The sequence below is a fragment of the Priestia sp. BR_2 genome, from assembly GCF_041954005.1.
In the GTDB taxonomy this organism is placed as follows: Bacteria; Bacillota; Bacilli; order Paenibacillales; family Paenibacillaceae; genus Paenibacillus_AQ; species Paenibacillus_AQ lautus_A.
The window spans coordinates 105,767-130,808 of sequence record NZ_JAVFHM010000185.1 but is presented as its reverse complement, the minus strand read 5'-3'; the positions used below and the strand labels follow the sequence as shown (position 1 = coordinate 130,808).

The 25,042-nt window shown below is 50.2% G+C and carries 23 protein-coding genes; 4 read left to right on the top strand and 19 right to left on the bottom strand.

Annotated elements, in window-relative coordinates; translation table 11 throughout:
* Window positions 1–10: 10 nt before the first annotated feature.
* Window positions 11–445, bottom strand: coding sequence for a MarR family winged helix-turn-helix transcriptional regulator (locus RB298_RS09970; RefSeq protein ID WP_096773420.1), 435 nt, complete (start codon window positions 443–445; stop codon window positions 11–13).
* Between the two features lie 285 nt (window positions 446–730).
* Here RB298_RS09970 and RB298_RS09965 point away from each other — a divergent pair, with 285 nt between their 5' ends.
* On the top strand, window positions 731–1,669 hold the full coding sequence (locus RB298_RS09965; RefSeq protein WP_375119514.1) for an NAD(P)-dependent oxidoreductase: 939 nt from the start codon (window positions 731–733) through the stop codon (window positions 1,667–1,669).
* A gap of 120 nt (window positions 1,670–1,789) precedes the next feature.
* Here RB298_RS09965 and RB298_RS09960 read toward each other — a convergent pair whose 3' ends face one another.
* The 6 genes from RB298_RS09960 to RB298_RS09935 form a co-directional block, all read right to left on the bottom strand.
* The gene (locus RB298_RS09960; RefSeq protein ID WP_486046981.1) at window positions 1,790–2,662 is read right to left on the bottom strand and encodes a carbohydrate ABC transporter permease; all 873 of its coding nucleotides are present in this window, start codon (window positions 2,660–2,662) and stop codon (window positions 1,790–1,792) included.
* 21 nt (window positions 2,663–2,683) lie between these two features.
* Window positions 2,684–3,541 (bottom strand): carbohydrate ABC transporter permease, encoded by an 858-nt coding sequence (locus tag RB298_RS09955; RefSeq protein WP_009589479.1) that lies wholly within the window; start codon window positions 3,539–3,541, stop codon window positions 2,684–2,686.
* Between the two features lie 117 nt (window positions 3,542–3,658).
* Window positions 3,659–5,005, bottom strand: coding sequence for an ABC transporter substrate-binding protein (locus RB298_RS09950; RefSeq protein ID WP_486046980.1), 1,347 nt, complete (start codon window positions 5,003–5,005; stop codon window positions 3,659–3,661).
* Between the two features lie 533 nt (window positions 5,006–5,538).
* Window positions 5,539–6,426 carry an aldo/keto reductase gene (locus RB298_RS09945; RefSeq protein WP_192572321.1) on the bottom strand — a complete coding sequence of 296 codons (888 nt, stop codon included), beginning with the start codon at window positions 6,424–6,426 and terminating at the stop codon, window positions 5,539–5,541.
* A 124-nt stretch (window positions 6,427–6,550) separates the two neighbouring features.
* Window positions 6,551–7,324 carry an SDR family NAD(P)-dependent oxidoreductase gene (locus RB298_RS09940; RefSeq protein ID WP_096773415.1) on the bottom strand — a complete coding sequence of 258 codons (774 nt, stop codon included), beginning with the start codon at window positions 7,322–7,324 and terminating at the stop codon, window positions 6,551–6,553.
* Window positions 7,325–7,406: 82 nt separating this feature from the next.
* Complete coding sequence (locus tag RB298_RS09935; protein WP_213577947.1) at window positions 7,407–7,910, bottom strand: GNAT family N-acetyltransferase; 504 nt, start codon at window positions 7,908–7,910, stop codon at window positions 7,407–7,409.
* 200 nt (window positions 7,911–8,110) lie between these two features.
* Here RB298_RS09935 and xerS point away from each other — a divergent pair, with 200 nt between their 5' ends.
* Window positions 8,111–9,193 (top strand): tyrosine recombinase XerS, encoded by a 1,083-nt coding sequence (gene xerS, locus RB298_RS09930; protein ID WP_015734723.1) that lies wholly within the window; start codon window positions 8,111–8,113, stop codon window positions 9,191–9,193.
* A 9-nt stretch (window positions 9,194–9,202) separates the two neighbouring features.
* Here xerS and mobB read toward each other — a convergent pair whose 3' ends face one another.
* The 7 genes from mobB to RB298_RS09895 form a co-directional block, all read right to left on the bottom strand.
* The gene (mobB, locus tag RB298_RS09925; RefSeq protein WP_192572324.1) at window positions 9,203–9,706 is read right to left on the bottom strand and encodes a molybdopterin-guanine dinucleotide biosynthesis protein B; all 504 of its coding nucleotides are present in this window, start codon (window positions 9,704–9,706) and stop codon (window positions 9,203–9,205) included.
* The gene (locus RB298_RS09920) at window positions 9,703–10,992 is read right to left on the bottom strand and encodes a molybdopterin molybdotransferase MoeA (protein ID WP_486046979.1); all 1,290 of its coding nucleotides are present in this window, start codon (window positions 10,990–10,992) and stop codon (window positions 9,703–9,705) included. The genes mobB and RB298_RS09920 overlap by 4 nt, the downstream gene beginning before the upstream one ends.
* A 187-nt stretch (window positions 10,993–11,179) precedes the next feature.
* Window positions 11,180–11,914 carry a DUF4247 domain-containing protein gene (locus RB298_RS09915; protein WP_486046978.1) on the bottom strand — a complete coding sequence of 245 codons (735 nt, stop codon included), beginning with the start codon at window positions 11,912–11,914 and terminating at the stop codon, window positions 11,180–11,182.
* Window positions 11,915–11,924: 10 nt separating this feature from the next.
* Window positions 11,925–12,431, bottom strand: a complete 507-nt coding sequence (locus tag RB298_RS09910) for a DUF4178 domain-containing protein (RefSeq protein WP_009589430.1) — start codon at window positions 12,429–12,431, stop codon at window positions 11,925–11,927.
* 31 nt (window positions 12,432–12,462) lie between these two features.
* Window positions 12,463–12,867, bottom strand: a complete 405-nt coding sequence (locus tag RB298_RS09905) for a DUF350 domain-containing protein (RefSeq protein WP_009589371.1) — start codon at window positions 12,865–12,867, stop codon at window positions 12,463–12,465.
* 200 nt (window positions 12,868–13,067) lie between these two features.
* The gene (locus RB298_RS09900) at window positions 13,068–13,736 is read right to left on the bottom strand and encodes a PspA/IM30 family protein (protein WP_486046977.1); all 669 of its coding nucleotides are present in this window, start codon (window positions 13,734–13,736) and stop codon (window positions 13,068–13,070) included.
* Window positions 13,737–13,895: 159 nt separating this feature from the next.
* Complete coding sequence (locus tag RB298_RS09895; protein WP_036665360.1) at window positions 13,896–14,918, bottom strand: NADH:flavin oxidoreductase/NADH oxidase; 1,023 nt, start codon at window positions 14,916–14,918, stop codon at window positions 13,896–13,898.
* A gap of 166 nt (window positions 14,919–15,084) precedes the next feature.
* On the opposite strand from RB298_RS09895, the gene RB298_RS09890 reads away from it, so the two are divergent.
* Complete coding sequence (locus RB298_RS09890; protein ID WP_096773411.1) at window positions 15,085–15,933, top strand: polysaccharide deacetylase family protein; 849 nt, start codon at window positions 15,085–15,087, stop codon at window positions 15,931–15,933.
* A gap of 80 nt (window positions 15,934–16,013) precedes the next feature.
* Here RB298_RS09890 and RB298_RS09885 read toward each other — a convergent pair whose 3' ends face one another.
* From RB298_RS09885 to RB298_RS09875, 3 genes are all read right to left on the bottom strand, one after another.
* Window positions 16,014–16,745, bottom strand: a complete 732-nt coding sequence (locus RB298_RS09885) for a 3D domain-containing protein (protein ID WP_277748633.1) — start codon at window positions 16,743–16,745, stop codon at window positions 16,014–16,016.
* Window positions 16,746–16,931: 186 nt separating this feature from the next.
* Window positions 16,932–17,654, bottom strand: coding sequence for an amino acid ABC transporter ATP-binding protein (locus tag RB298_RS09880; RefSeq protein ID WP_192572328.1), 723 nt, complete (start codon window positions 17,652–17,654; stop codon window positions 16,932–16,934).
* A complete protein-coding gene (locus tag RB298_RS09875) occupies window positions 17,641–19,083 on the bottom strand; it encodes an ABC transporter substrate-binding protein/permease (RefSeq protein WP_486046976.1) in 1,443 nt (480 codons plus the stop codon). The genes RB298_RS09880 and RB298_RS09875 overlap by 14 nt, the downstream gene beginning before the upstream one ends.
* A 577-nt stretch (window positions 19,084–19,660) precedes the next feature.
* On the opposite strand from RB298_RS09875, the gene RB298_RS09870 reads away from it, so the two are divergent.
* The gene (locus tag RB298_RS09870) at window positions 19,661–21,409 is read left to right on the top strand and encodes an alpha-glycosidase (RefSeq protein WP_486046975.1); all 1,749 of its coding nucleotides are present in this window, start codon (window positions 19,661–19,663) and stop codon (window positions 21,407–21,409) included.
* Window positions 21,410–21,500: 91 nt separating this feature from the next.
* On the opposite strand, the gene glgA is transcribed toward RB298_RS09870, so the two are convergent.
* Window positions 21,501–22,934, bottom strand: a complete 1,434-nt coding sequence (gene glgA, locus RB298_RS09865) for a glycogen synthase GlgA (RefSeq protein WP_486046974.1) — start codon at window positions 22,932–22,934, stop codon at window positions 21,501–21,503.
* A complete protein-coding gene (gene glgB, locus RB298_RS09860) occupies window positions 22,931–24,910 on the bottom strand; it encodes a 1,4-alpha-glucan branching protein GlgB (protein WP_486046973.1) in 1,980 nt (659 codons plus the stop codon). The genes glgA and glgB overlap by 4 nt, the downstream gene beginning before the upstream one ends.
* Window positions 24,911–25,042 lie beyond the last annotated feature (132 nt).

Here is a 25,042-nt window from a genome sequence, read left to right as displayed (position 1 = left end):
AAGACAGAGGCTACATTCCCCTTTTCAGCAATTCGCTGGATTCATGGAGAAGTTTCGCTAACTGTTCGCTATGCTCCTTCCCCAAGAGGGTGACATACTCTCCGTATAACTTTTCAAAATATTGGTTCAGCTCCCGGTATAACGCCATCCCCTCGTCCGTCAAGAAAATATGCGTTTCCTTCCATTCGGATTTGCGCTTTACCAGAAGTTTCTCCTCCAGCTTATCAATGAATCGGGTGCTTGTGGATGGAGCAATCGACAATTTATCGCTAAGCTCTTTCTGCGTAATTCCGGGATATTGATGGATCACCACCAGCACATAGGAGTACGTTGGGGATAAGCCGGCTTTTGCAAATGCATCCTCCGCCATCTTGGTCATGGAACGTGCAAACCGATTTGACGTAAAAAACAGGCACGAGCTTAAAATGGAATCATCGATGTTCATATCCAGCCACCTCTCATTTGTATATACAAATTAACATTGAACTATGTTATTGTCAACAACTTTATTTTAGTTAGTTTCAATGCTTTTTCCTCTTTCGTTTGTCAATAAGTTCGGATTCAGCCGTAAGCATGCTCCACTGATGGTAGAACGTGTTACTAGTACTTTTATGAATTTTTCATATGTTGAAATATTATTCTCTCCGCTAGGGTTGTAAAAAATCGTTGACCTTGTCATTAGTGTCAAGGTCTACACTGTATTCGAAGCTAATCCTTAAGGAGGTATACAATGAAACCATCGAAACAACATCAAGAACAAATGCTCGAATCCGAAACTCGGCAAACGCCGGCAAACGGCAGTCAAACCGCCGTAACGGTGCTGGGGCTCGGACCCATGGGGCAAGCCCTGGCCGGTGCATTTATCAGGAGCGGCCATTCCACAACGGTCTGGAACCGGACATCGGCAAAGGCTGACTCGCTGGTAAAGCAAGGTGCCGTGCTGGCTCCGTCCGTTAAGGATGCGGTGCTTGCCAGTCAGCTTATTATCATCTGCGTACTCAACTATGATGCGGTGAACGCCGTTCTGTCTTCTGAGACAAGTGCATTGAAAGGAAAAACGCTTATAAACCTGACAGCCGACGTACCTGAACGTGCGCGGGAAATGGCGGAATGGGCTTACCGCAACGGAATTGACTACATCGATGGCGCCATCATGACGCCGATACCTACGATTGGGGAGCCTTCGGCCGTCATTTTGTACAGCGGGCCAGAAGACGTTTATCGCAGCCATCATCGTATACTCGCCAGCCTGGGCGGAACCGCTTCGTTCCTGGGCGAGGATCCGGGTCGTGCAGCGGCATATGACGTGGCGCTGCTAGATGTGTTCTGGACAGCCATGAGCGGTTATGTGCACGCGCTGGCCATTGCACGGGCGGAGAACATCGCTGCGGAAGACATCGCCCCTTATGCGCACAATATCATTCGCATTATGCCGGATATCATGACCTATATGGCGCATGATGCGGATCGGGGTGTTTACCCTGGGGACAGTTCCAACCTGATCTCGAATGTAACGAGCATGGAGCATATCATCCACGCTGCCGAACATCATGGAATTGATAGCAGCGTCTTAATCGCAGCAAAAGCAATTGCCCGAAAAGCAATCCAGGCCGGCCATGGAGAAGACGGCTTCTCCCGCTTGATCGAGTATAATCTCACCTCGCCATAATTGACCGATCGCGCTCGCTGCAGTTTAATACTCGAATGAAACCTAACAACGAATAGGCAAGTCAAACAGGCGACTTCATGTCCCCTCTTGACTTGCCTATTCGTTGAGTTCGCCGTTTCCTTAACCTTTGACGGCTCCCTCGGTCAGGCCTTTCTGGATAAATTTCGAGATAAACAGATATACAATCAGAACCGGAATAACCGTCAATGATACTGCCGTCGCCATCAGACCAAAGTCCGTTCCGTATTGCGAGCTGATCTCATTGAGCAAGGCAACGATTGGACGGACATTCTCTTTGTTCACAAAAATCAATGCCGAGAACAAATCGTTATACGACCACATAAACACGAAGATGCTTGCCGACGCGAATACGGGCTGAGAGATCGGAACGAAGATCTTCACAAACATCTGCCATCGGTTGCAGCCGTCCATGAATGCCGCTTCTTCAAGCTCTTTCGGTATGGTTGCCATGTAACCGGCAATAACCAAGGTCGCAAACGTCAGATTGCCTGCCGTTTGGGGAAAGATCAAACCCCAGTATGTATTGACCAGACTGGTTTTGATAAGCAGCTCATATACCGGAACCACGGTTGCAAACGCAGGAATCAGCAGCGTCGCATACAAAATGGAATAGATGGTTCGCTTTCCTCGAAAGTTGAACCTGGACAACACGTAAGCAGCTAATCCTCCAAGCAATAATACCAAGAATACGGTGCTGAAGGACATCACCAAACTATTGATATAACTTCTTCCGATATTAATGCGGTCAAATGCGTTCTGATAGTTAACAAACACCGGTTCCCAGGCGATGCCAAAGGAATTATTCATCACATCGCGGGATACTTTGAACGAGTTGTTCACGATCCAGAATAACGGATAGATGGTCGTTAAGGACCACGCTGTCAAAATCACGTACATCAACGTGGTGCCTAGACTAAACCGATGCTTCCTAACGCGCTGAGTTTTGTGTTCAACGACGATGGTTGGCTCCATAACAGTACACCCCTATAATGCTTAGTATGTAATCTCGTCTCTTTTCAACAAACGGTTGGCTATCAACGCAAGCAGCACGCCAAAGACCACCATGTATATCGCAACCGCCGATCCGTAACCAAAGTTCTGGTCCACCATGGCCTTTTTGTACATGTACGTCCCCAGCACCTCGGTTCCGTTCTGGCCGCTCGTGATGACCCAGATGAACTCGAACACCTTCAACGTACCTGTAATGGCAAGGGTAATGACGACCTTGATGTCACTCATGATAAGCGGAATTGTAAGCATCGTTGTTTTTTTGAGGCCCGTGATTCCTTCCAATTTTGCAGCTTCATAATAATCCGAAGGTATTTTGGACATGGCGGTCAAGAACAGAACGAAATAAAAGCCCACATAATGCCATACCGTTGGGATCGATACCGCTTTAAGCGCATTTTTCGCATCCAGCCACAATACCTTCTCGATGTTGAAATTCGCCAGCAAGTTGTTCAGCAAACCGAAGTTGTAGTTGTAGAAGAGCACAAACAACAAAGATATAGCCGTACCGGATATAACCACCGGGAAGAAGAATACGGTTCGATAGAACCCTTTCAGCTTGGATATGTTATCTACCAGGACGGCCAGCACTAGCGCAATTCCCACCTGGAACACGATAACATAGAGCATAATTTCCAGCGTGTGCAGCGTTGCAGCGCCAAGCAGCTTATCCGTAACGAGTCTCTCATAGTTAGCCCAGCCCACAAACTTTTTGTCGAAAAAGCCGCTTGTGCGATAAAAGCTGAGATACAAACTCTTGAAGAACGGATAATATAGAAAGATTGTCATGATGGCCGCTGCGGGTAATAAAAACAGCACAATGTACTTGCGATCACCCTTCATATTAATCACCCTTGATGTTTATTTTTCTTCATCGTCCATGCCGAAATGACTACGCCGCCCGAATGAAAGCAGAGGGGCGGCGTACGTCACTTTTATTTCTACCGTTTCTGATAACAACTATTTTTTGTTGGCATCCTCGGTTTTCTTCGCTTCTTCGATCGCTTGAGTAGGAGTTTTCTTGCCTTCCACTACAGGCTGAACGCTGGCACGAAGGTTACCGAACGTTTCTTGCGAAACTTTACTGTCAACCGGTGCGCTGATGGAGGCTGCTTTTGCTGCCATAGCGAAGCCGTCGAGTGCGACTTGCGGCAATCCGGTCACTTCAACGTCAGCAGCAGGTGTACCGCCGTTAGCCGAAGCGATTTTTTGAATGGACGCCGGGGAAGTCAGGTGTTTCAGCAAAGCGATGGCTGTTTCTTTCTTGGCTGTATCGTCATAGGTGGCTTTGGAGAGGTAGAAGCCGGAACCGAATCCGCCTACGATATCATTGCCGCTGCCCACGCCGCCAGGAACCGTCGGGAATGGCACAACCGTGGAATTGTCACGAGTATCGTCGCTCCAGCCGCCGATGGCCCAGGATCCTTCGACGGTCATGGCTGCCAGGCCTTCGCTGTAATAGTTGCCGGACATACTCAGGTCGATCGTTGCGGCATCTTTAGGGAATGCGCCAAGATCATACAATTCTTTCATAGCGGCATAAGCTTTTTCCCAGTTTGGATCGATGCCATCGAGCAGGCCTTTATTTTGTCCTTCAGGACCAGCCGCAGACAAAATGGTATGCTCGATCAGGTAGTGCGATTGGTCAAACGGTACGGACAAAGGAATGATGCCTTTTTCGGACAATGCCTTAACGGCCGTGGTCAGCTTCGCCCAATCGGTTGGGAGCTCCAGACCGTTTTCTTCGAAGATTTTTTTGTTAACGAACAAGCCTTCGTAGAAGCCGGTCAAAGGTGCAGCGTAAATGTTGCCGTCTTTCTGCTTGGCAAGCTCAAGCGCATCCGGAATGAATCCGTTCTTCCAGTCAGCGTCAGCGTCGAGAATTTCGTTCAGCGGCACGACTTTTCCGGCATTGACGAACCCTTCTGCGTCAGCCCCGATGAAGTAGAACAACAGGTCTGGCTCGTTGCCGCTGTTCATATCGGTGTTGACTTTCGTTCTGAAACCGTCATCATTTGCTGACATGGTGTCATTATCAATCTTTACGTTTGGATGCTCTTTCGTGAATTCATCCAACGCGGCTTGGAAGGCTTCGCGAGCTGCGTCGGTTCCTCCGAAGGTCGAGAACACGCGAAGCGAAACCGGAGCGGCTTCATCCTTCTTCTCTTCCGCCGGCGGAGTTGTTTCCGTCTTCGGCGTTTCTCCTTCAGCTGCAGGAGTGTTGGTGCCACCGCTGTTTCCGCAGGCTGCGAGGAACATGGAGAGCAGCAGCATGACACTCATGAGTAACATGGAAGTCCTTTTCATTTCTAATCCCCCTAAGTATGTTTTCAGAACCTGATGCAAACACTTGCTGTCTACCAGAATTTTATTCCAAGCCCTATTGCTTTCAAAGGGGGACATTCATCTTTAGCAGGGGGAAATATTTCCATGTCAACTTTTCTTCGCACCCTAGCTCTTTTTTTAGGCCATATCATTGTGTTAGGTTAAGGCATAGTTAAGCGGGAACATCGGAGCGGCAAGAGTAACGTAAGTGGTTGGTATTTCTCTATTATGAATTTTTCATATGTTGAATTAATATAATTATTCACCATCGAAACGCTCATGCTCTCTTATTCAACAAAAAAAGACCCGCCATTCGCATGGCCGGCCCTCCCCGGAAACATCATTCCACTTTATCGGTATCGATCTGCCGAAACGCGGCATCCGCGCTCTCATCACGGCAAAAGAGCTTGTCAAGAAATCTTGACAAGCTCTTCCGGGATACCAAGACGGTATTTAAGGCGCATCAACCTCTTACTCTATTCGGTCTGAATCTCAGGTTCTAAGCAAGCCGCGATCTACACTTTACCTACCCAGTCGGATCCGGCAACCTCTCTCCAGCGGCCGCGGATGGATTCGTAAACCTCCTCCGGCAATTTCCCTTTCTCGAGCAGTGCGGCATTTTGCCCCCAACGGTCGGGATTTGCCGTACCCACGATGGCCGTCGCAATGCCCGGCGTGCTCAGGGTGAACCGTAATGCCGTCTCAACGCCTTGCTGAACGTCAGAGAGGAAATCGTAGTTCAGCTCGCCGAGCCGAACCCAGTAAGGATAGGCATAGTCCCGTTCGCTTAATGTTTCATGCTTCCAGGCTACGTTGGCTACGGGACGTTTGGCAATAACCCCTATTCCCTGCTTCATGGCAAGGGGAATCGTGAGGTCGATCGCCTCCTGGTCCGCAATGTTCAGCGAAGTTTCAAAGCTGTCGAATGCCCCGGTTTGAAGGGCGTACAGTGCATCCGTCGAATCGCCGCTGTAGCCGATATACCGCGTTTTCCCCTGCTCTTTTGCTTTTTTCAGCACCTCGATCACGGCGCCCTGCCGTAGAATTTCCTCAGAGCAGCTGTGAAGGTGTATGACATCAACGTGGTCCACCTGCAGCCGTTTCAAGCTCCGGTCAATGCTTTGCTCAAGCATCACCGGATCCCAATCCGGGTAGTCCAGTCCGGAGGCGTGCCCGCATTTCGTAAACAGGTAATAATCATCTCTGCGGCCCGACAGCGCTTTGCCGATCAATTCCTCGCTGTGGCCGTAACATTCCGCGGTATCAATCATGTTAAGGCCTGCGTCAATCGCGCTGTGCAGCAGCCGGTCCACCGTCTTCTGATCCGACTGTCCGATCTCGGCACCGCCGAATCCCAATACACTGACCTGCATATCCGTCCGCCCAAATGCTCTACGTTCCATCGTCCTTCACTCTCCTCCCTATGATTACCATTCTACATTACCCGTTATGGATAATCTTGAAAGCCTTGTTCCGATACAATTGCCAAAGGATTCAAGCACCTGCATCCATGAAAAGAATCCCGTATCAAAATCCATAAATGCTAAGCCCGCCGTCAACCAGCAGCGTCTGCCCGGTCATGTAATTGGCGGCTTCGGAAGCCAGGAAAACGACGGGACCCACCACTTCTTCCAGGCTTCCTACGCGTTTTAGCGGCGTCCGGTCCAGGATAGCCTGCATGTAAGTGTCGTCATTCAGCAGCTTCTCGGTCAGCGGCGTCCGGAAATACCAAGGACCGACGGCGTTGACCTGGATTCCATACTGCGCCCACTCCATCGCCAGCACCTTGGTCATATGGATTAGAGCAGCCTTGGTCGATCCATAGACAACGCCCGTGCGTAGGGCGGTATGGCCGCCTACGGAAGAAATGTTGATGATTCTTCCATTCCCCTGCTCCTTCATATAACGGGCAGCGGTTTGAGATGCGACAAATGCCGATTTCAAATTGGTCTGAACGATTAATTCCCATTCGTCATCGGTCACTTCAAGCGCCGGCGTACGAATGTTCATGCCGGCATTGTTCACCAATATATCGATTTGCCCCGCCTGGTCCACAAATTCGCGGATCGCCGCCTCCATCTCTTCCCGAATCGTCAGATCGCCCGGCAACACATAGGCTTGACCTTTCTTCAAGCCGGCAATCAGACCCGCGGTCTCCTCCAGATCGCTTCGGGTTCGGGACATCAGGCCAACGTCGCATCCGGCCTCCGCCAAGCCTACGGCTATCGCGCGCCCGATTCCCCGCCCCGCTCCTGTTACAAAGGCTTTTTTTCCTTCCAGATTAAAGCTGGGCAAATACATTCGAATCCCTCCAAGTTATAGATATGCAAACAGCTCAGGTATTCAGTTGAAACACGTCAAAAGTTGATTTCATGCTGACTTACTAGGAATTGAAATATTGAGACGGATTTAAACGAACCGGGTCCACGTATTCCTCATAACGCCCGCCCGTATAGGACTCGATGACTTTTCGCCAGAAAGCCTGGGCCGGTATATTGCTGCTGACCTGCGTCACCTTCCAGCGTCCCTGGAAATGATCGAACAGCCAGGTCGCCGCCCAAGTCCCCAATCCCGTACGTCTGTATTTTTGCATAACGAAAAATTCCGTCATGTAATAGTCGGCTTCCGCGGCGTTGTCCATACGCTCGATCAAGGCAAAACCGGCCGGCCGTTGATCAAACGTAATCAGAAACGGATATTTCCGTTCCCGCTTTTTCCAGAACTCATCGAGATCGGGATAGGGTAAAAACAATCCTTGATCGTTCACCGAGATATCCAGGTATTTAGTAAAATCGTACAAGTACAGTTGCATCAAGTTTACGATAACGGCTTGCTTCCGTTTGGGAACCAGCTCAATTCCCATGCGCTCCGCTCGTTCTGAAATCATGCTGCCGCCTCCCTAGGCATTTCACTATCATATCAAATGCTTCCCATCTTCATCATAGTATCCGTCTATGTTGAAACACAAGCGCCATCGGATCGAGGAGACGATCGTGTGAGGCATTAAGCACGACGGACTTTCCATATGTTACACTAGTATATAATGACAGCGATTATCGCTATAAAGACAATCATTCGAGGTGGAACATGAATATACAAAAAGATATCGACCGCGCACGACTCGATGAGAAAGCGCCGGCCATGCCTTGGTTTGTGCAGCAATTTATCGACTACAAACTTCCGGATCTCTCCCCCTCCACCCTGCTCGAATATGTAAGGGACTATGAAACGTTTTTTAATTGGCTCCGGTCGGAAGGGCTGTCACAAGCCGCCTCTAACCGAGACGTGACGCTGCTTGAGCTGGAGACCCTTCGCATGGACAGCATCACAGGTTACCGATTATATTTGACCACGCGCCGGGAAGGCACCAACTCCCGAATTACGGTTTCCCGCAAGCTGTCATCGCTTCGCTCTCTGTTCCATTATTTAAGCCAGATTGCGGAGGATGAGGATTTTTACCCGCTCCTTAAACGCAACATCATGGCCAAAGTGGAGATCAAACGGATTCACAAGCCCAAAGATACGGCTGCCAAGTTGAAAGGAAAAATACTGGAAGAAGAAGAGCTTCAGGATTTCATCACTTACATTCACGAAGGATACGGGCACGATGTGGAGAATAACAAACAGGCTCTATACGCGCATGAACAGAACAAAGTCCGAGATGCCTGCATTGCCAGCCTTATTCTAAACTCGGGTCTTCGCGTATCCGAAGTGGTCAACTTGAATCTTGCAGACATCGACCTGAACAATAAAATGCTGCATGTGTATCGTAAGGGCAATAACGATGAAACCTTTAAAACCCCGGTCTACTTCCGGGCGCAGGCCAAAGACGATCTCGAGCATTATCTGCAGCTGCGGCAGACCCGCTACAAGGTGCCGAAAAAAGAAAAGGCTCTCTTCGTCGCGCTGCGAAACGGCCAGAATGAAGGACAGCGCATGACGAAACGGGCGATTCAGGCAATGATCATCAAATACGCCAAGCGTTTTGGCAAGCCGTCCCTGACCGTGCACAAGCTGCGGCACTCGTTTGCAACGGATTACTATCTTCAAAATGACATATATAAAACGAAAGAACAATTGGGGCACGCTTCCACCGAAACGACCGAAGTGTATGCCCATTTGACGGACAAAACGATGTCCGAGGCGATTGAGCGGCGTTCCGACGAGTAATTATGTTTTTTACAGTGATAGTATAAGCGACGCGATCCGCTCCGTCTCATTCCAAGTAAACAAGGGAACCGCCAGCCGATGCTGAATCTCCTGCAGGCCGGGCGGTTCCTTTAGCATGTCGGGATTCACGACGATTCCCCGGATCTCCTCGACCTGATCCAGCAGCCCCCTGTCCTCCATTCCCCGCAGCAGCACCAATTTTGGGTGAGGCATCATCTTATACCCTTCGACCAGCACCATGTCATAATCAGTGTACATATGTATCAACGTATCGAGGTCCAGCTCCGTTTCCCTCAGCATGGCCGTCCGGCCCGGCGAGGCAATGGCAATCCCCTCGGCTCCGGCCTCGCGGAATTTGTAAGTATCCGTCCCTTCGCGGTCCATATCAAAGCCATGCCCATCATGCTTGATGACGGCTATCCTGATGCCCTGTCGTTTCAATTGCGGAATCAGAGACGCAATGAGCGTGGTTTTGCCGCTGTTCTTATACCCGCAGAACTGGAAGACTTTCATGACCAAACCCCTGGAAGAACGAGCACCTGCACGGCTTGGCCTTTAACCGCTCCTCTAAGCTCTGGCGGTATAACAATCAAACAGTCGCTGTCCTTGATCGTGATCATGACACTCGATTCATCCAGGGCGGCGGGCGTGGCTACAAGTTTGCCGTTTACCGCTTGGAGGCTGCCCCTGACAAAACGGGTAAAATTATTCACCTTTGCATAATCCGAACCCAGCTCGGCTGTCCATTCGGTTAAATACAACTGCTCCATGCCCAGCATTTTTCGAATCGAAGGTCTGACAAACAACAGAAATCCGACAAAGCATGCCCCCGGATTACCGGAGAGCGCGAAGAGCAGCTTCCCCTCCTTCACCGCCGCGGTTGTCACGCTGCCCGGACGCATCGTGACTTTATTAAACAGCATGTCCAATCCGCCGGATGTCACCAGCTCTCCCATAATATCGTAATCGCCTACGGAGACGCCGCCTGTCGTAACCACGATGTCATAATCCCGGAGCGCTTCCTCCACCTTCTGACGGGCAAGCTCGATATGATCGGGAATGGCCTCCATGATCACCGGAACGCCGCCCGCTTCCCGAATTTGCGATGCAAGCATATAGGTGTTGCTGTTACGGATTTTACCGGGCTCAAGCGGCTCGGTTATGTCGAGCAGCTCGGTGCCCGTCGAGAAGATTCCCACGACCGGCTGACGATACACTCCAACCTTATGAATGCCAAACGTAGCCAGAACCGAAATCTCTCCCGGCCCGATGCGAGTCCCTCGGCGGAGAATCATATCGCCTTCCTGGAGTTCGAACCCGAGAGGGGTAATATTCTTTCCCTTCTCGATGGAACGCTTAAAGCCTACATAGGTTACGCTATCCTCCACGCGAAGCTCCGTCGCTTCAAGCATCACGACAGCGTCTGCGCCTTCGGGCACCTGGGCGCCCGTCATGATACGGGAAGCCTTGCCTTGTACGATCGGCACGGAGGAGACATATCCGCACGGGATATGGTCGACGACCTCAAGCCAAACCTTTTCGCCCTGATCGCATGGCGCCAAATCCGCTGACGACACCGCATAACCGTCCATGCCCGAACGGGCAAAAGCCGGGAACGGGTGGGGAGCGACGACATCGGATGCAAGCACCCGGCCATCGCTGTCCTGCAGCCGAATGAGCTCCTCCTGGCCGCGATCCGCATAAGAAGTTGCTAACGCTTGCGCGTCTGATACCTGTAGTGCACGCCGATCGAATTTATGGTTTGGTTTCTTGGGCGATATCGGTTCATGATCTTTCACAACGCATTCCTCGCTTTCTGACTATATCCCAGACTGATAATCTTACTGTACTACATTCTGAGCAATCTTCAAACCGAGCGGCTGATCTCCAAGAAATCGCATGTACGTATCAGACGGTTGTATATTTTCGTTTCGAAACATTAAAAAACGCATGGCCCTTAGACCATGCGCATGAAACGTAATTGTTTTACCTTCGGCCCCTTCGGGAAATCTTTCCGGATCCGATCCGGGTCTTGGGCTTCTTGTACGATTTCTTCGGCGAATCGAACAAACTTCCGCCGCTTTCGCCGCGTTTGATCGAGCCGCGGTCACCGCTCGAATCCGGATTCCGTCTGAACAGGCTTCCGCCCGTGCCGACGACCGTATCCTGACCGCGCCGCGTAATTTTCCCGCTCCGGTCAACCGTCAACGGCGGAGCGATCTTCTTATCTTGGCTTGTCGGCTTTTTATAGTTCCCTTGAGCCGGTTTATACACATCTTTGCTGGTATAGCCGCGATAGCCCCCGCCGCCCATCGAATCAAACAAATTCCCAATAAGGACGGCGGTCAAGTATCCCTGCAGGAAACTGGAATCGTAATTGCGCTGAACATATTCCTTGGAATCGATTTCGATCAGCGTATCGGCCGGCTTCTGGGGATCCTGCTGCAAATGGTAATACTCATCGCCATAGACCAAGAACATCCGCTCCGTATCCTCAGGAGAAGATTGATCCGGCGTATTGGCCGCCATGAGCTCGCTCGCCACTTCGGGAACGCTTTTATCAGCTGCCCGATACACGTAGGATGTTGCATTTCCGTCCCGATTGACGGACTCCAGCGGATATGTGTCCTTGATATTCGGCGCTCCGCATCCGCTTAATAAAGATACGAACAGACTCAGTACCAGTATGATTTTTACAGATAAAAAAGAGCGTTCCTTCATGCCACCACTCCTAAGTCGCCCGGATAACCCTTACGTCCCCCGGTATCACTTTCTCACCTTCATAGAGCATAAACCGTCCATTCTGCCATTCGATTCGCAGCAGCTTGTAATCATCGGATTGGTACTGCCATACGTGCTGCTCCCCGCTTTGCATAAACGCGGTACGGCCGGATATCGAAACATGTCCACCGTATTCCTCTTCCAAATGAAACACATGATCGTCCAGATCGATGATGGACGGCACCTCATCCGGCGAATCCAGGCGTCCATCGATGGGCGCGTAGAGTGCATATTGAACCGTCTCGCGTTCTTCGATGTGAAGATAAGCAATGGTGCTGCCATCCTGAAGCGTCAGGACGACCGCGTTGCGGCCTCGATTGTGCACGCGGCCCGTGACTTCGTAAGTAACCAGAGACACTTCGCAAATATCGCCCGGAGCCAGCTGCAGCATGCTCTTCTCTACCTTTGGCGGCTCGGGCTTGCTAAATAAATTGCTGATTCTTTTCCACATACTCATCTTTCCTAATCCCCTATCTCCATTATGCGTTCTATAAGCAAGCGGTAATAATTAACGCTCCAACCACATGCAGCGATCCTGCAAACAAACCGTAACCGGTTTTGCCCTCGCGGGTTCCCTTATCCAGGTTCAGCTTGCCAAAATTGCGCAGCATGAGCTCTGTCAACGCTTCGAGAACAAACAATATGATAAACGAAACGACCGATACCACAATCGCCTCCAGCAGGTGATAGGACGTTCCGATCGACACGGATAAAATATACCCTTGGGCGACCAGCTTGAGGATCAGCCTTGTGGTTACCGCCATGTTACCCGCTTTCACTTCTTCAAGATCGTTATATTTCGTGAACAGGGAATCCACGAACATCAAGACAAACAACAGCAGCCCGCCGACCGCCGTCCAAAGCAATACACGCAAGATCATATCAAAATCCATCTCTAAGCCTCCACACATTCAACATACATATCAACTTGCCCTGATCAGACTGCTTCAAATTGAAGATAGACAACCTTAAAGGGGTAGTCCCGTATATATCCGGTATCAAACAAAAGCGAAGGAGAAGCACAGTAGTATTCAGCCCTGCTGCGTCTCCCTCGCCATCGATACTATTTACCTGTCAGACCACCAGACCCGGATTACTTGTTCTCGTATTGCTTCATCAAGGCTGCAAGCTCATCCTCAACGGCTTTGTCCTTGCCGAGGTTCTCGAACTCTTCATCGAGGGATTTCTCGCGCGTCGACATTTCGTTGCTTGCTTCGGCACGCGCTTCCATGGCCAGCATCTTTTCTTCCATCCGCTTCAACCCGGCCGAAGCCGTGTCAGACCCGAAACCGTTCATTGCTTTGTTGATCTCGGTTTGCGCTTTAGCCGCATTATAACGGGCAACCAGCGTCTCGCGCTTGTTCTTCATGGCTGTAAGCTGCTTGCGCATTTCCTCCAGCTTGCCGCGCAGGTTGTCGGCTGCCAGCTTGTTCTGATCGTAGCTTGCTTTGTACTCTTCGCGCTTGGCTTCAGCTGCCTTCTTCTCTTCCAGCGCACGACGGGCAAGTTCAACGTTTTGCGCCTGCGCTGCCGTATGAGCCTGCTGCGTGCGTTTTTCCACGAGAGCAGCTTGCTCTTCATAAAGGGCTTTGAAGCGTTTCTCGATGGCGATTTGGGAAGCTACCGCCTTCTCGGCATCCTCAAGGTCTTCGGTCATATCGCGGATGTACTGGTCCGTCATCTTGATCGGGTCTTCAGCCTTGTCGATAATGGCGTTAATATTGGACATGGTCAAGTCACGCAATCTTTTAAATATGGACATCGTTCTCTTCCTCTCGCTTTCGCTTTAAAATACTGGTATATGTTAAATGTTTACGTTGCATGATCCCAAACGGTTTCAAAATTTTTTAGTGGTTGTTAAAAGTCATCTTGGGATCACCTTATCGGTGCTGAAATCTGAATTTTGAACACGCACTGATTTTTAATATCCACGTTCATACTGCTTCGGTACTTTCTGTTCTTCATCTAGCGCTTTGGCAGCATGAACCGCCCAGTACGGATCCCGCAGCATGCCCCTTCCAATCGCTACCATATCTGCCTTGCCCGACAAAACCACCTCTTGGGCGACATTGTAATCATCAAGCAGCCCTACTGCAATCACTGGGACCTTCAGCAGTTGTTTGAACTCCGCAGCCAGATCGACCTGATAACCCGGCTTCGCTTCCGGACCGCCATTGGAACCGACGACCCCTTCTCCTCCGGAGGAGATATGAAAAATATCGACCCCGGCATCCCGGTATCGTTTGCAGATTTCCGCACAGTACTCCACATCATAACCGCCGTCCACATATTCTTTTGCAGACACCCTCATGATGATCGGCATGCCTTCGGGCAGCACTTCCTTAACGGCCTGGACAACCCGTTCGCCGAACAGGGGGAGGTCTTGGCCATATTCGTCACTGCGTTGATTCGTCAGCGGCGAATGAAACTGATGGATCAGGTAACCATGCGCGCCATGAATCTCAACCGTATCGAATCCGGCTTCAACAGCCCGGCGAGCTCCTTCCCTGAAGGCCTGTATGAGATCTTCCACTTCGGCAGTGGAGAGTGCCTTCGGCATTTTGTAATGGGAACTGAACGGGATTGCCGACGGGGCTACCGACGGCTCGGCATCCTGCGCCTTTCGGCCGGCATGGCCGAGCTGGATACCAATCTTGGTTCCATAAGAATGCACGGCTTCGACAATGCGGCGATAGGCAGGAATTTGATTGTCGTCCCAGATCCCGGTATCCTGATTGGTTATGCGTCCGTCCGGGTGAACGCCTGTCATTTCCACAATAATTAAGCCAGTGCCTCCCACGGCACGGCTGACGTAATGCACAAAATGCCAATCATTCGGAATCCCGTCCCCGGCCTTTACGGAATATTGACACATCGGTGGCATAACAATGCGGTTCTTGAGGGTCAAATTCTTGAAATTGTAGGGTGTAAACAAGTCAGCCAAGCGATTATCTCCTTCCACATCCAAATGATTAAGATGTAATAAAATCTGTTAGGGGTTATTATACACCTTTCCGAGGGAAAACTAAAAACCGTCGAATTCCCATATTGAGGATAATTGTTTGTCCAACTGGGCATACCATACTAAAAAGCTAAAGGGGCCGATCGTGATGTTCAAAAGATGCCGCGCAGGAATCTGCCTGCTGTGGATCCTTTCATTCTTTTTCGTTGTGCCGGGCATCCCGGCAAACGCGTCCGGTTTACATAATCTGTCACCACAACCTCAGGATGCTTCCGTCATGTCGGAGTCCGGCCAAGTCATGGATCATTCGAAGCGAAATCAGAGCAAACCATCAGACGACGCGCCGTCTTTAAGCCAATTGCTGAGGAAATACCCGGACACGTTTCGCGCAAGCGGACCACGGGTCAAACAGGTGGCGCTTACCTTTGATGATGTACCGGATCCCCGATTTACCGGAAAAGTACTCGATGTGCTGAAGGAACAGCAGGTGAAGGCCACCTTTTTTGCAGTAGGAGAACGTGCCAAGAAACACCCTGAGCTCATGAAACGCATTCATGAAGAAGGACATGCTATTGGCAATCACTCTTACAATCACGCCCAACTGAACAAGCTGAGCCTGGAGAAATTCAAAAGCCAAATTGAGCGTACCAACACGATTTTGAAGTCGCTGACCGGAGTCGACCCGCGGCTGATCCGACCGCCTTATGGCGATATTAATGAAGAGCAGCTCCAATGGGCGCGCAAAAACGGGTACAAGGTCGTGAATTGGAATGTCGATTCCCTCGATTGGAAAGGACTGCAGAAGGAAGAGGTCAAGAGTAATATTATGACTGCGGTCGGCCCGGGATCGATCGTTCTCCAGCATGCCGGCGGCGGCGTGGGATCCGATCTTACCGGTACCATCGATGCGCTCCCGGACATCATAACGGAACTGCGAAACAAAGGGTACAGCTTCGTGACGCTTCCGGATATGTTAAACGTGCCGGAATCGCGATAGAGCCTGCATGAACGCCAAAAAGACGGCTGACTGGAAGTTGACCAGTGAAGCCGTCTTTACGAGTCATCATGATATATGAATTAATCGATAATGAACAATTTGATATCCTGGATGCCGAATTGATTTACGGATGATTGGGAGCCTGGGATGAAGATATCAATCTTATTCCCTTTTATGGCTCCGCCGATATCACGTGCTTCTGCCACAAATGCCTTTTTAGGCAATCCTGGATGCTCATGTCCTGTTACAAGGACCTTGGTACCGAGCGGAATTACCTTGGGATCAACGGCGATGGTGCCAAGTTTAAGGGAATTCCCGAAATAGTCAACCGCGCCCCAACCGCCATTCTCGCTTGCAGCAGAGGAATACGCAGTAGCTTTAACGGATAAAGTTTTGCTGTAATTAAACGTCTTGCCCCATGCTTCGACTACGTTATTCTGCGGGATAACATTCAAGCTTGGCGTGAAACCGGAGTTTCCTGGAGCGATTGGCGCCGCGGATGCCGCCGAGTTCATCGATACCGTCCCTGGTATGTTGATTTTGAGCCCCTGGTAAATATTCGTTGCCTTTATTGTTGGGTTAGCTTTCATCAGCTTGTCCATATTAACGCCGTACTGTTTGGACAAGAAATAGAACGTATCGCCGTTCTTGGCAACATGCACGGAGCTTGCATGTGCTTGCAGCCCGCCTCCGGCAAAAGTCAGTCCGAGTGCCACGGCTGTAATGGTAAACCATTTTGCTGTTCTTCCAGCGATCTTATTATTTTGGTTAAGTCCACGATTTCTTGTCCAAGATTTCATTTGTCGTAACATCTAGAGATGCCCCCCTTATATGTAGCTTGGTAAATCGGATGTAGTATGTCAACGAACATGAATATATCACAATTTTGTAACCTATACCGCAAGCAATTGTTACCAACACACAAAGAAAAACAGCGCCGATGCCTGAAACACCAGGCTAGGCGCTGTTTTTAATTTGTTACATTCCGGATGAAAAAGTTACAATACCTTGCTTAAAAACTCTTGCGTACGGGGATGGGTCGGATTGCCGAACAGTTGGTCCGGCGTGCCTTCCTCCACGATTTTGCCGCCGTCCATGAACAGGATCCGATCTCCCACTTCGCGGGCGAAGCCCATCTCATGGGTCACGATGACCATCGTCATTCCGCCTTCGGCAAGCTTCTTCATCACTTCCAGAACCTCGCCCACCATCTCGGGATCGAGTGCGGAGGTCGGCTCGTCAAACAGCATGACATGGGGCTGCATCGCGAGTGCTCGCGCAATGGCAATTCTCTGCTTCTGTCCGCCGGACAGCTGGGAAGGATAAGACTCCTTTTTGTCCTGCAGTCCAACCGATTTCAGCAGCTCGTCTGCTGTAGCCTCGGCTTCCTTCGCCGAGACCCCTTTAACTTGGATAGGGGCGAGCGTAATGTTATCGATGACCTTTTTGTGCGGAAACAGGTTAAACTGCTGAAACACCATGCCCATTTTCTCGCGGGTGGCATTGATATTGTGGTTCTTGGCGGTGATCAGCTCACCCTCGAATGAAATTTCGCCGCTGGTCGGCACTTCCAGCAGATTGAGACAGCGCAAGAAGGTGCTTTTACCGGAGCCGCTCGGTCCGATGACAACCACCACTTCTCCTTTTGCAATCTCGATATTGATGCCCTTCAGTATTTCCAGCTTGCCAAACGATTTATGAAGATCCTTAACGGTTATCACTTGCACTCAACTTCCTTTCCCAGACACCCAGAAGCTTCGAAAGAACGAATGTCAGTATAAAGTAGATCATGGCCGCCACAAGCAGCGGATTCAGCGGGGCAAAGGTTGAACCGCGCAAAATCTGGGCTTGGTACATAATATCGAATACCCCGATGAACGATACGATGGACGATTCCTTGATAATGACAACGAATTCGTTACCGATCGCAGGGAGTACCCCTTTCAGCGCCTGCGGCAAAATGATATGACGCATGGCTTTGCCCTTGGTCATCCCGAGCGAGCGTGCGGCCTCCAGTTGTCCCCGGTCCACGCCCTGAATGCCTGCGCGGAATATTTCGGCCAAATAGGCAGCGCTGTTGATGGAGAGCGTCAAAATACCCGACTGGATCGGTGAGAATTTAATATCAAACGCCGCCAAGCTGTAATGGATAATGAACAGCTGGACCAGCATCGGCGTGCCGCGGATGATTTCAATATATGCGGTAGCCAAGAACTTAAGGATTTTTACGCCGGACATCCGCATTAACGCGATAAGCAATCCGAGAATGAATCCGAAAAATACGCCGAGGGCCGAAATAAGCAGCGTAAATTGAATGCCTTTGGCATAATAGTCGCGATATTTCCAGAAAAATTCAAAGGTATTCAAATTCTCTGCTGTTCGTCCTGCAGCCAGATCGCTGGCATCGTCGACAAATTTCTGGATCTGGTTATTTTCTTTTAAGCGCTCGAGCGTAGCATTAATGCTGCCAAGCAGCTCCTCGTTTCCTTTGCGGACCCCGATGGCATATGCGTCGTTCTCCGCCGTCGGCTTGGCATCCGTGATGGCCATGGTCGCTTCATTCATGTTGGTCTTTGCGATCGGATACTCCGCAAGGACGACGTCCACGCGCTCGGATTCCAGCTGCAGCAGCAAATCCGGGATTTTATCGAGCGATACTACATTGGCATTCGGTATCGTTTTTGCGATGGATTCCTGAATGGAGCTTTTCTGAACCCCGATCCGGGCTCCTTCCAAGCTTTCAAGCGTGTTGAATTTCAAAGCGTCTTCCTTGCGGACTACGACCGATTGTTCCGCAGCGTAATAAGGCTCCGAGAAATCAATGCTTTTTCGGCGGTCTTCCGTCGGATTCATGCCCGATATGACGAAATCCACGCGGCCGCTCGTCAGCTCTGGCAAGAGCGCATCAAAGGACGTATCCTTGATGACGAGCTCTGCGCCAAGATCCTTGGCGATTTCCTTCGCGATATCGATATCAAATCCGACGATGGTATCCACGCCATCTATCGTTTTATGGAACTCATATGGCGCATAGTCGGCACTGGTTCCGAGAATTACCGTTTTCTTCTCGCCTTCCGCATGGACGAGGCTGCCGAAAGACAGCACGACCACCATGAACAGGGTCATCCACGCTGTAAATTTACGTTTCATATGTCTCATTTCTCCCCTAACTGTTACAAATAGATTAAACCTTTAGAAAAAAAGCAACTGAGTCATTATAAAACAGGATGCATGAATATGCAATGAAAATTGATGGGTTTTCAATTTGTAACTTACAGGCAAAATCAGCTTGTAGTATGTCATTCCACTATTTTAATACAACGGTCAAATCATCATACCCTTAAAGTGATCATGTCACACATGATTCAGTTTGTGGAATATAACTAATTATTAAAATAATCAAGCGGGTTTGAATCCAATCTACCCCTAAAATAAATGGAATTTAATGTTTATATTTCATCCTATCCGCAAGCTTCTCCTCTCCCTACATTAAAATGTAAACACAGGACTTTAGAATTATCCAAAATAGGAATTAAAGATATGGAATATAGGAAGGGAACACTTTACGGACGGATGCATAATCTATCGGCTGCCTTCCCATCTTATAGAAGCGCATGATTTCGGTCCATCTACATTGCAAGCCGCCTGTCTCATTCACGCATGATTCAGGCAAGCCAGCAGCTGGTTATTAATTAGCTATAGCTTTACTCATATAGGAGGTGTAACCATGCTGTTAGAAGCGCTGTATCATGTTCCAAGAGATAAATGGGCTTATGCTTACGATACACATACCATCCATCTTCGGATTCGAACCAAGAAGAACGACATTGATTCAGTTGTTGCCATGACGGGCGACAAATATGATTGGGACCGTACGTACTTCGAGATCACCATGGAAAAGGCCGCCTCTGACGACATGTTTGATTACTGGGAATGCGGAGTCAGGCCCAAATACAAAAGGTTGTCATACGGATTCCGGATTCATGCGGGAGATGAAACGGTGTATATGGTCGACAGCGGAATCGGATGGGATTACCCCTATCCGCCGGCAGGCTACTTTGAATTTCCGTACATACATGAAGTCGATGTATTCAAAGTACCGGAATGGGCCAAAGAAGCCGTATTCTACCAAATCATGACGGAACGCTTTGCCAACGGGAACCCGGCCATCAGTCCTGACGGAACCGAAGCCTGGGGCGGCAAGCCGGAGGTGGACAATTTCTTCGGCGGTGACCTGCAGGGCGTGCTGGATCATCTGGATGATCTGGTTGACCTGGGCATTAACGCCATATATTTTACCCCCCTCTTCCTCTCCCCCTCCAATCATAAATACGACACGGTAGATTATAAGCAGGTGGATCCGCACTTTGGCGATAACGAACTGTTGAAAAAGGTAGTGGATACTTGCCACGCAAAAGGCATTCGTGTGATTTTGGATGCGGTATTCAATCACTGCAGCGAGGAGTTCCCGCCCTTTCAGGACGTCTTGAAGCATGGCGAGAAGTCCAAATATGCCGGGTGGTTTCATGTGAACCGGTTTCCTTGCGAGATCAAGGACGGCATACCGACATACGACACCTTCGGCTTCTTCGGAAACATGCCGAAATTCAATACTGCCAATCCCGAAGTCAAGGCGTACTTGCTGGGCGTCGCCGAGTATTGGATTAAGGAGATCAAGCTTGACGGCTGGCGTCTGGATGTCGCGAATGAAATCGACCATCATTTCTGGCGGGATTTCAGGCAGGTTGTCAAGAAGGCCAACCCCGAGGCATACATCGTAGGCGAGGTTTGGTCCGACTCGTTGATCTGGCTGCAAGGCGACCAGTTCGATTCCGTGATGAATTACCCTTTTGCCGATAAGGTGCTGGAGTTTTTCAACGGCAACATGGACGGACTCACCTTCGCCAACCGCATCGGCTCGATCCTGATGCGTTATCCGCAGCAGACGAACGAAGTGGTCTTCAACCTGCTTTGCAGCCACGATACGCCCAGGCTGCTTACCCGCGTGGGAGAAGATATCCGGCGCATGAAACTCACCGTCGTATTCCTGTTCACCTTCATGGGCACGCCGTGCATCTTCTACGGGGATGAAATCGGCTTGACCGGGGATGGAGACCCGGATTGCCGCAAATGCATGGAATGGGATCCCAAGAAGCGAAACCAGGAGCTGTATGCATTTTATCAAGGCATGATCGCGCTGCGGAAAGAGCATAAAGCCCTTAGGCAAGGTCGCTTCCGCTTCCTGCAGGCGAATCTTCATGACCCTTGCATCGTGTACGAACGTGCCGACGAAACCATGCATTTTATCGTCTGGATCAACAACAGTGACTCGAAGCGTACCCTATCGCATCCCATCGTCACGACCGATTGGATCGATGCCGAAACCCAAGAGCCTGTAAAACCGGTAAACGGTACGATGCATATCGATTTGGAACCGTACGCGTATCGCATTTTATGCCGGGAATTGACACATTAGCTTCGATCATATTCAGACAGCACAGGGGTGCCCGGATAGCTTGTTATTCCTTCGCTATCCGGGCACCCCTGCGTCATGAAAGCCATGGTTATTATCGGCTGGTGATCTGTTGATAGATTTCCTGATATTCCTTCGCCGAAACGTTCCAGCTGTAATCCCCGCCCAGTGCGTTCTTGCTCACTTTACGCCAGTGCTCGGGCATGCGATACATGGAGGTCGCGCGGCGGATGGTGTTCATCATGTCATGCGCATTGTAATCCTTGAAGGAGAAGCCGTTCCCTTCGCCCGTATACTCGTTGTATGCCTGAACCGTATCGTTCAGTCCGCCCGTTTCTCGGACAATGGGTACGCTGCCGTACCGCATGGCGATCAGCTGGCTGATGCCGCACGGTTCGAATTTGGAAGGCATCAGGAACAGGTCGCTGCCGGCATAAAAACGCCGCGATAACGGCTCATTGAACCGGATCTGGGCCGACATTTTGGTGGGATAGCGATTTGCCGCTTCCCTGAACCAATGCTCATAGGAAGGATCTCCCGTTCCCAGGACAACGAACTGAATCTCGTCATAGTAGAGCAGCTCATCCAGAATGCGGATAACCAAATCGAGTCCTTTCGAATCGACCAATCGCGTTACCATCGACATCAACGGAATATGCGGCGCCACGGGAAGATTCAGCTCTTCCTGTAAGGCGATTTTGTTCTGCGTTTTTTTGTTCAGTCCGCTCCGGAACTTCATGGCGAGATGCGGATCTGTCGCCGGATTGTAGCTTTTGGTATCAATGCCGTTCACAATCCCGCTCAATCTCGAGCCCTGGGCCGACAGAAGTCCGTCAAGTCCGTATCCGTAATAACCTGTCTGGATTTCCGTGGCATAGGTTGGGCTGACCGTCGTTACGTGATCTGCGTATACGATGCCCGCTTTCATGAAATTCACGTTTCCGTAATACTCCACGCCTTCGGCCGTGAAATGCCGGCTGTGAATGCCGAGCAGATCAACCAGCACCTCGTACGGGTATACGCCCTGATACAGCAGATTATGGATCGTGAACACGGTTCGAATCCCCGCATAGAAGGGATCATGACGATAGACGTCTTCAAGAAGCAGCGGGATCATGGCGGTATGCCAGTCGTGACAGTGAAGCACATCCGGCTGGAATCCGATAACCGGCAGCACCTCAAGCACGGCACGGTTGAAGAAAGAGAAGCGTTCGCCATCGTCCATGTAACCATAAATGCCGTCTCGGCCAAAATAGTACTCGTTATCCACGAAATAGATCGTTACGCCGTCTTCCACCAGGGACTCGATGCCGCAATATTGCTCGCGCCAGCCTACCCGCACCCGGGTTTCTCCCACATGCTCCATTCGCTCTCTGTATTCTTCCGGAATGCCGCGATATTTCGGCAGCACGACTCGAATATCCTCGCCCATGCCGCGAAGGGATTTAGGCAAAGCAGCGCTCACATCCGCCAGTCCGCCTGTCTTGATGTATGGTCCGCATTCCGAAGCTGCAAATAACAATTTCAATCCTGCTTCCCCCTTTTGCTCCGTTTCGTTTTTTGTTCTGTTTTCTCTCTTGCCGCTGCCGCCTTCAGCGACGCGTCCGATCGATCTTGCGATTTCCTCGATCGAGGCGGCTTTTTCTTTAAAACAACCATGCCTAATGGAGGCAGCTTGATCTCCAGGCTGTGGGTTTGGCCATGCCAGGTCTTCTTCTCCGCTTTCATCTCACCGTCGTTCAGCAGTCCGGAGCCGCCGTAATCGGCATGATCGGAATTCAGAATTTCCACATATTGCCCCGGTCTCGGCAAACCGACCCGATATTGGTCATATGCCTTTGGCTGAAAATTAATGACGATGATCAGCGTATCGCCTGGCTTGGTGCCCATTCTCATATACGATACGACACTCTGCTCATGATCATCGGCGCTGAGCCATTCGAAGCCTTCCCATCGGTGATCCTGCTCCCATAGCGCCTTTTCATCCACGTACATGCGGTTTAGAGCTGCCGTATATGCCAACTGCTTGCGGTGGCTTTCATAGTCCAGCAGCAGCCAGTCGAGCTGCTCCTGATCCTTCCATTCGATAAACTGGCCGAACTCTCCCCCCATGAACAGCAGATTCTTCCCGGGCTGGGTGATCTGGTATCCAAGCAAAATCCGCAGTCCCGCAAACTTTTGTTCATAGCTTCCCGGCATTTTATTAAGCAGCGATTTCTTTCCATGGACGACTTCATCGTGTGAAAGCGGCAATGTAAAATTCTCCGAATAGGCATAACAAATGGGAAATGTCAGTAAATTATGATGGGTAGGCCGCTGATCGAACTCTTGTTCAATATAAGACAGCGTGTCGTTCATCCAGCCCATATTCCATTTGTAATTGAAGCCAAGACCCCCTTCATGCACAGGTGCCGTAACTCCCGCCCATGCGCTCGACTCCTCGGCCATCATCAAGGCATTCGGGTAATATCGAAACACGGCTTTATTCAATTCTTGCAGAAAGGATATCGCCTCAAGGTTTTCCAAGCCTCCGTGCTCGTTAAGGCTGTACTGACCCTCACGCTTCTCAAAATCAAGACGGATCATGCTGGTCACGGCATCAACGCGAAGACCATCAATATGATACATATCCATCCAAAATAAGGCATTGGAGATGAGGAATGAAATTACCTCCGGCTTGGCATAATCGAAAGACAATGTTCCCCAGCCCGGTTTCTCGGCTTTTTGGGGGTCTGCGTACTCATAAAGAGACGCCCCGTCAAACTGCCGAAGCCCGTGGGCATCCTTGGCAAAATGTGCGGGCACCCAGTCGAGCAGCACGCCGATGCCGGCTTGGTGCAGCTGGTCGACGAGAAACATGAAATCATGGGGAGTTCCGTATCTGCTCGTCAGCGCATAAAATCCTGTGCCCTGATAGCCCCACGAAAGATCGTAGGGATGCTCCGCCAAGGGCATAAATTCTACGTGGGTATAACTCATTTCCTGCAAATAAGGAATCAGCTGATCGGCCAATTCCCGATATGTAAAGAACGAACCGTCCTCTTTTTGCCGCCAGGTCCCGAAGTGCATTTCATAAATGTTTACCGGCTTGGCATATGGGGATTTGTTCTTCCTTCTCCATGCGGCATCATTCCAGCGATATCCTGAGAGGTCGGTCACCACCGATGCCGTCGCAGGTCGTACTTCGGCATGAAATGCATAAGGATCGGCCTTTAGGAACGTTTCTCCGAAGGGCCCCGTGATCTGATATTTGTAAAAAGTTCCAGTCTCCATCCCAGGGAAAAACCGACTCCAAATTCCCGAATCGGGCATCCTATATAACGGGTCTTGGGAACCATCCCAGCCGTTCCAGTCTCCGGCAAGTCCTACCTGCCTGGCATTCGGAGCCCACACCGTAAAACGCACGCCTCTTTCTCCTTCTTCTGTGGCAAGGTGTGCACCCATACATTGGTAACTGTGAAACCAGGTACCCTCATGAAATAAATACACTTGTTCCGGAGTCATGTTTCCTTCCCTAACTGCTTGGTTCAATCGTCGTCACCTGCTTTTTCTTAAAAATGCAATATTATTAATGCTATTACCCCATTCTAACCAGGTTGAAAATAAAAAATGTCCCTGAAAAATAATTTTGTAATT

What these genes read in the sequence shown, in the direction of transcription:
- RB298_RS09970 (WP_096773420.1), bottom strand. Translation starts at nt 445, where the DNA reads ATGAACATCGATGATTCCATTTTAAGCTCGTGCCTGTTTTTTACGTCA.
- RB298_RS09965 (WP_375119514.1), top strand. Translation starts at nt 731, where the DNA reads ATGAAACCATCGAAACAACATCAAGAACAAATGCTCGAATCCGAAACT.
- RB298_RS09960 (WP_486046981.1), bottom strand. Translation starts at nt 2,662, where the DNA reads ATGGAGCCAACCATCGTCGTTGAACACAAAACTCAGCGCGTTAGGAAG.
- RB298_RS09955 (WP_009589479.1), bottom strand. Translation starts at nt 3,541, where the DNA reads ATGAAGGGTGATCGCAAGTACATTGTGCTGTTTTTATTACCCGCAGCG.
- RB298_RS09950 (WP_486046980.1), bottom strand. Translation starts at nt 5,005, where the DNA reads ATGAAAAGGACTTCCATGTTACTCATGAGTGTCATGCTGCTGCTCTCC.
- RB298_RS09945 (WP_192572321.1), bottom strand. Translation starts at nt 6,426, where the DNA reads ATGGAACGTAGAGCATTTGGGCGGACGGATATGCAGGTCAGTGTATTG.
- RB298_RS09940 (WP_096773415.1), bottom strand. Translation starts at nt 7,324, where the DNA reads ATGTATTTGCCCAGCTTTAATCTGGAAGGAAAAAAAGCCTTTGTAACA.
- RB298_RS09935 (WP_213577947.1), bottom strand. Translation starts at nt 7,910, where the DNA reads ATGATTTCAGAACGAGCGGAGCGCATGGGAATTGAGCTGGTTCCCAAA.
- xerS (WP_015734723.1), top strand. Translation starts at nt 8,111, where the DNA reads ATGAATATACAAAAAGATATCGACCGCGCACGACTCGATGAGAAAGCG.
- mobB (WP_192572324.1), bottom strand. Translation starts at nt 9,706, where the DNA reads ATGAAAGTCTTCCAGTTCTGCGGGTATAAGAACAGCGGCAAAACCACG.
- RB298_RS09915 (WP_486046978.1), bottom strand. Translation starts at nt 11,914, where the DNA reads ATGAAGGAACGCTCTTTTTTATCTGTAAAAATCATACTGGTACTGAGT.
- RB298_RS09910 (WP_009589430.1), bottom strand. Translation starts at nt 12,431, where the DNA reads ATGAGTATGTGGAAAAGAATCAGCAATTTATTTAGCAAGCCCGAGCCG.
- RB298_RS09905 (WP_009589371.1), bottom strand. Translation starts at nt 12,867, where the DNA reads ATGGATTTTGATATGATCTTGCGTGTATTGCTTTGGACGGCGGTCGGC.
- RB298_RS09900 (WP_486046977.1), bottom strand. Translation starts at nt 13,736, where the DNA reads ATGTCCATATTTAAAAGATTGCGTGACTTGACCATGTCCAATATTAAC.
- RB298_RS09890 (WP_096773411.1), top strand. Translation starts at nt 15,085, where the DNA reads ATGTTCAAAAGATGCCGCGCAGGAATCTGCCTGCTGTGGATCCTTTCA.
- RB298_RS09885 (WP_277748633.1), bottom strand. Translation starts at nt 16,745, where the DNA reads ATGTTACGACAAATGAAATCTTGGACAAGAAATCGTGGACTTAACCAA.
- RB298_RS09875 (WP_486046976.1), bottom strand. Translation starts at nt 19,083, where the DNA reads ATGAAACGTAAATTTACAGCGTGGATGACCCTGTTCATGGTGGTCGTG.
- RB298_RS09870 (WP_486046975.1), top strand. Translation starts at nt 19,661, where the DNA reads ATGCTGTTAGAAGCGCTGTATCATGTTCCAAGAGATAAATGGGCTTAT.
- glgB (WP_486046973.1), bottom strand. Translation starts at nt 24,910, where the DNA reads ATGACTCCGGAACAAGTGTATTTATTTCATGAGGGTACCTGGTTTCAC.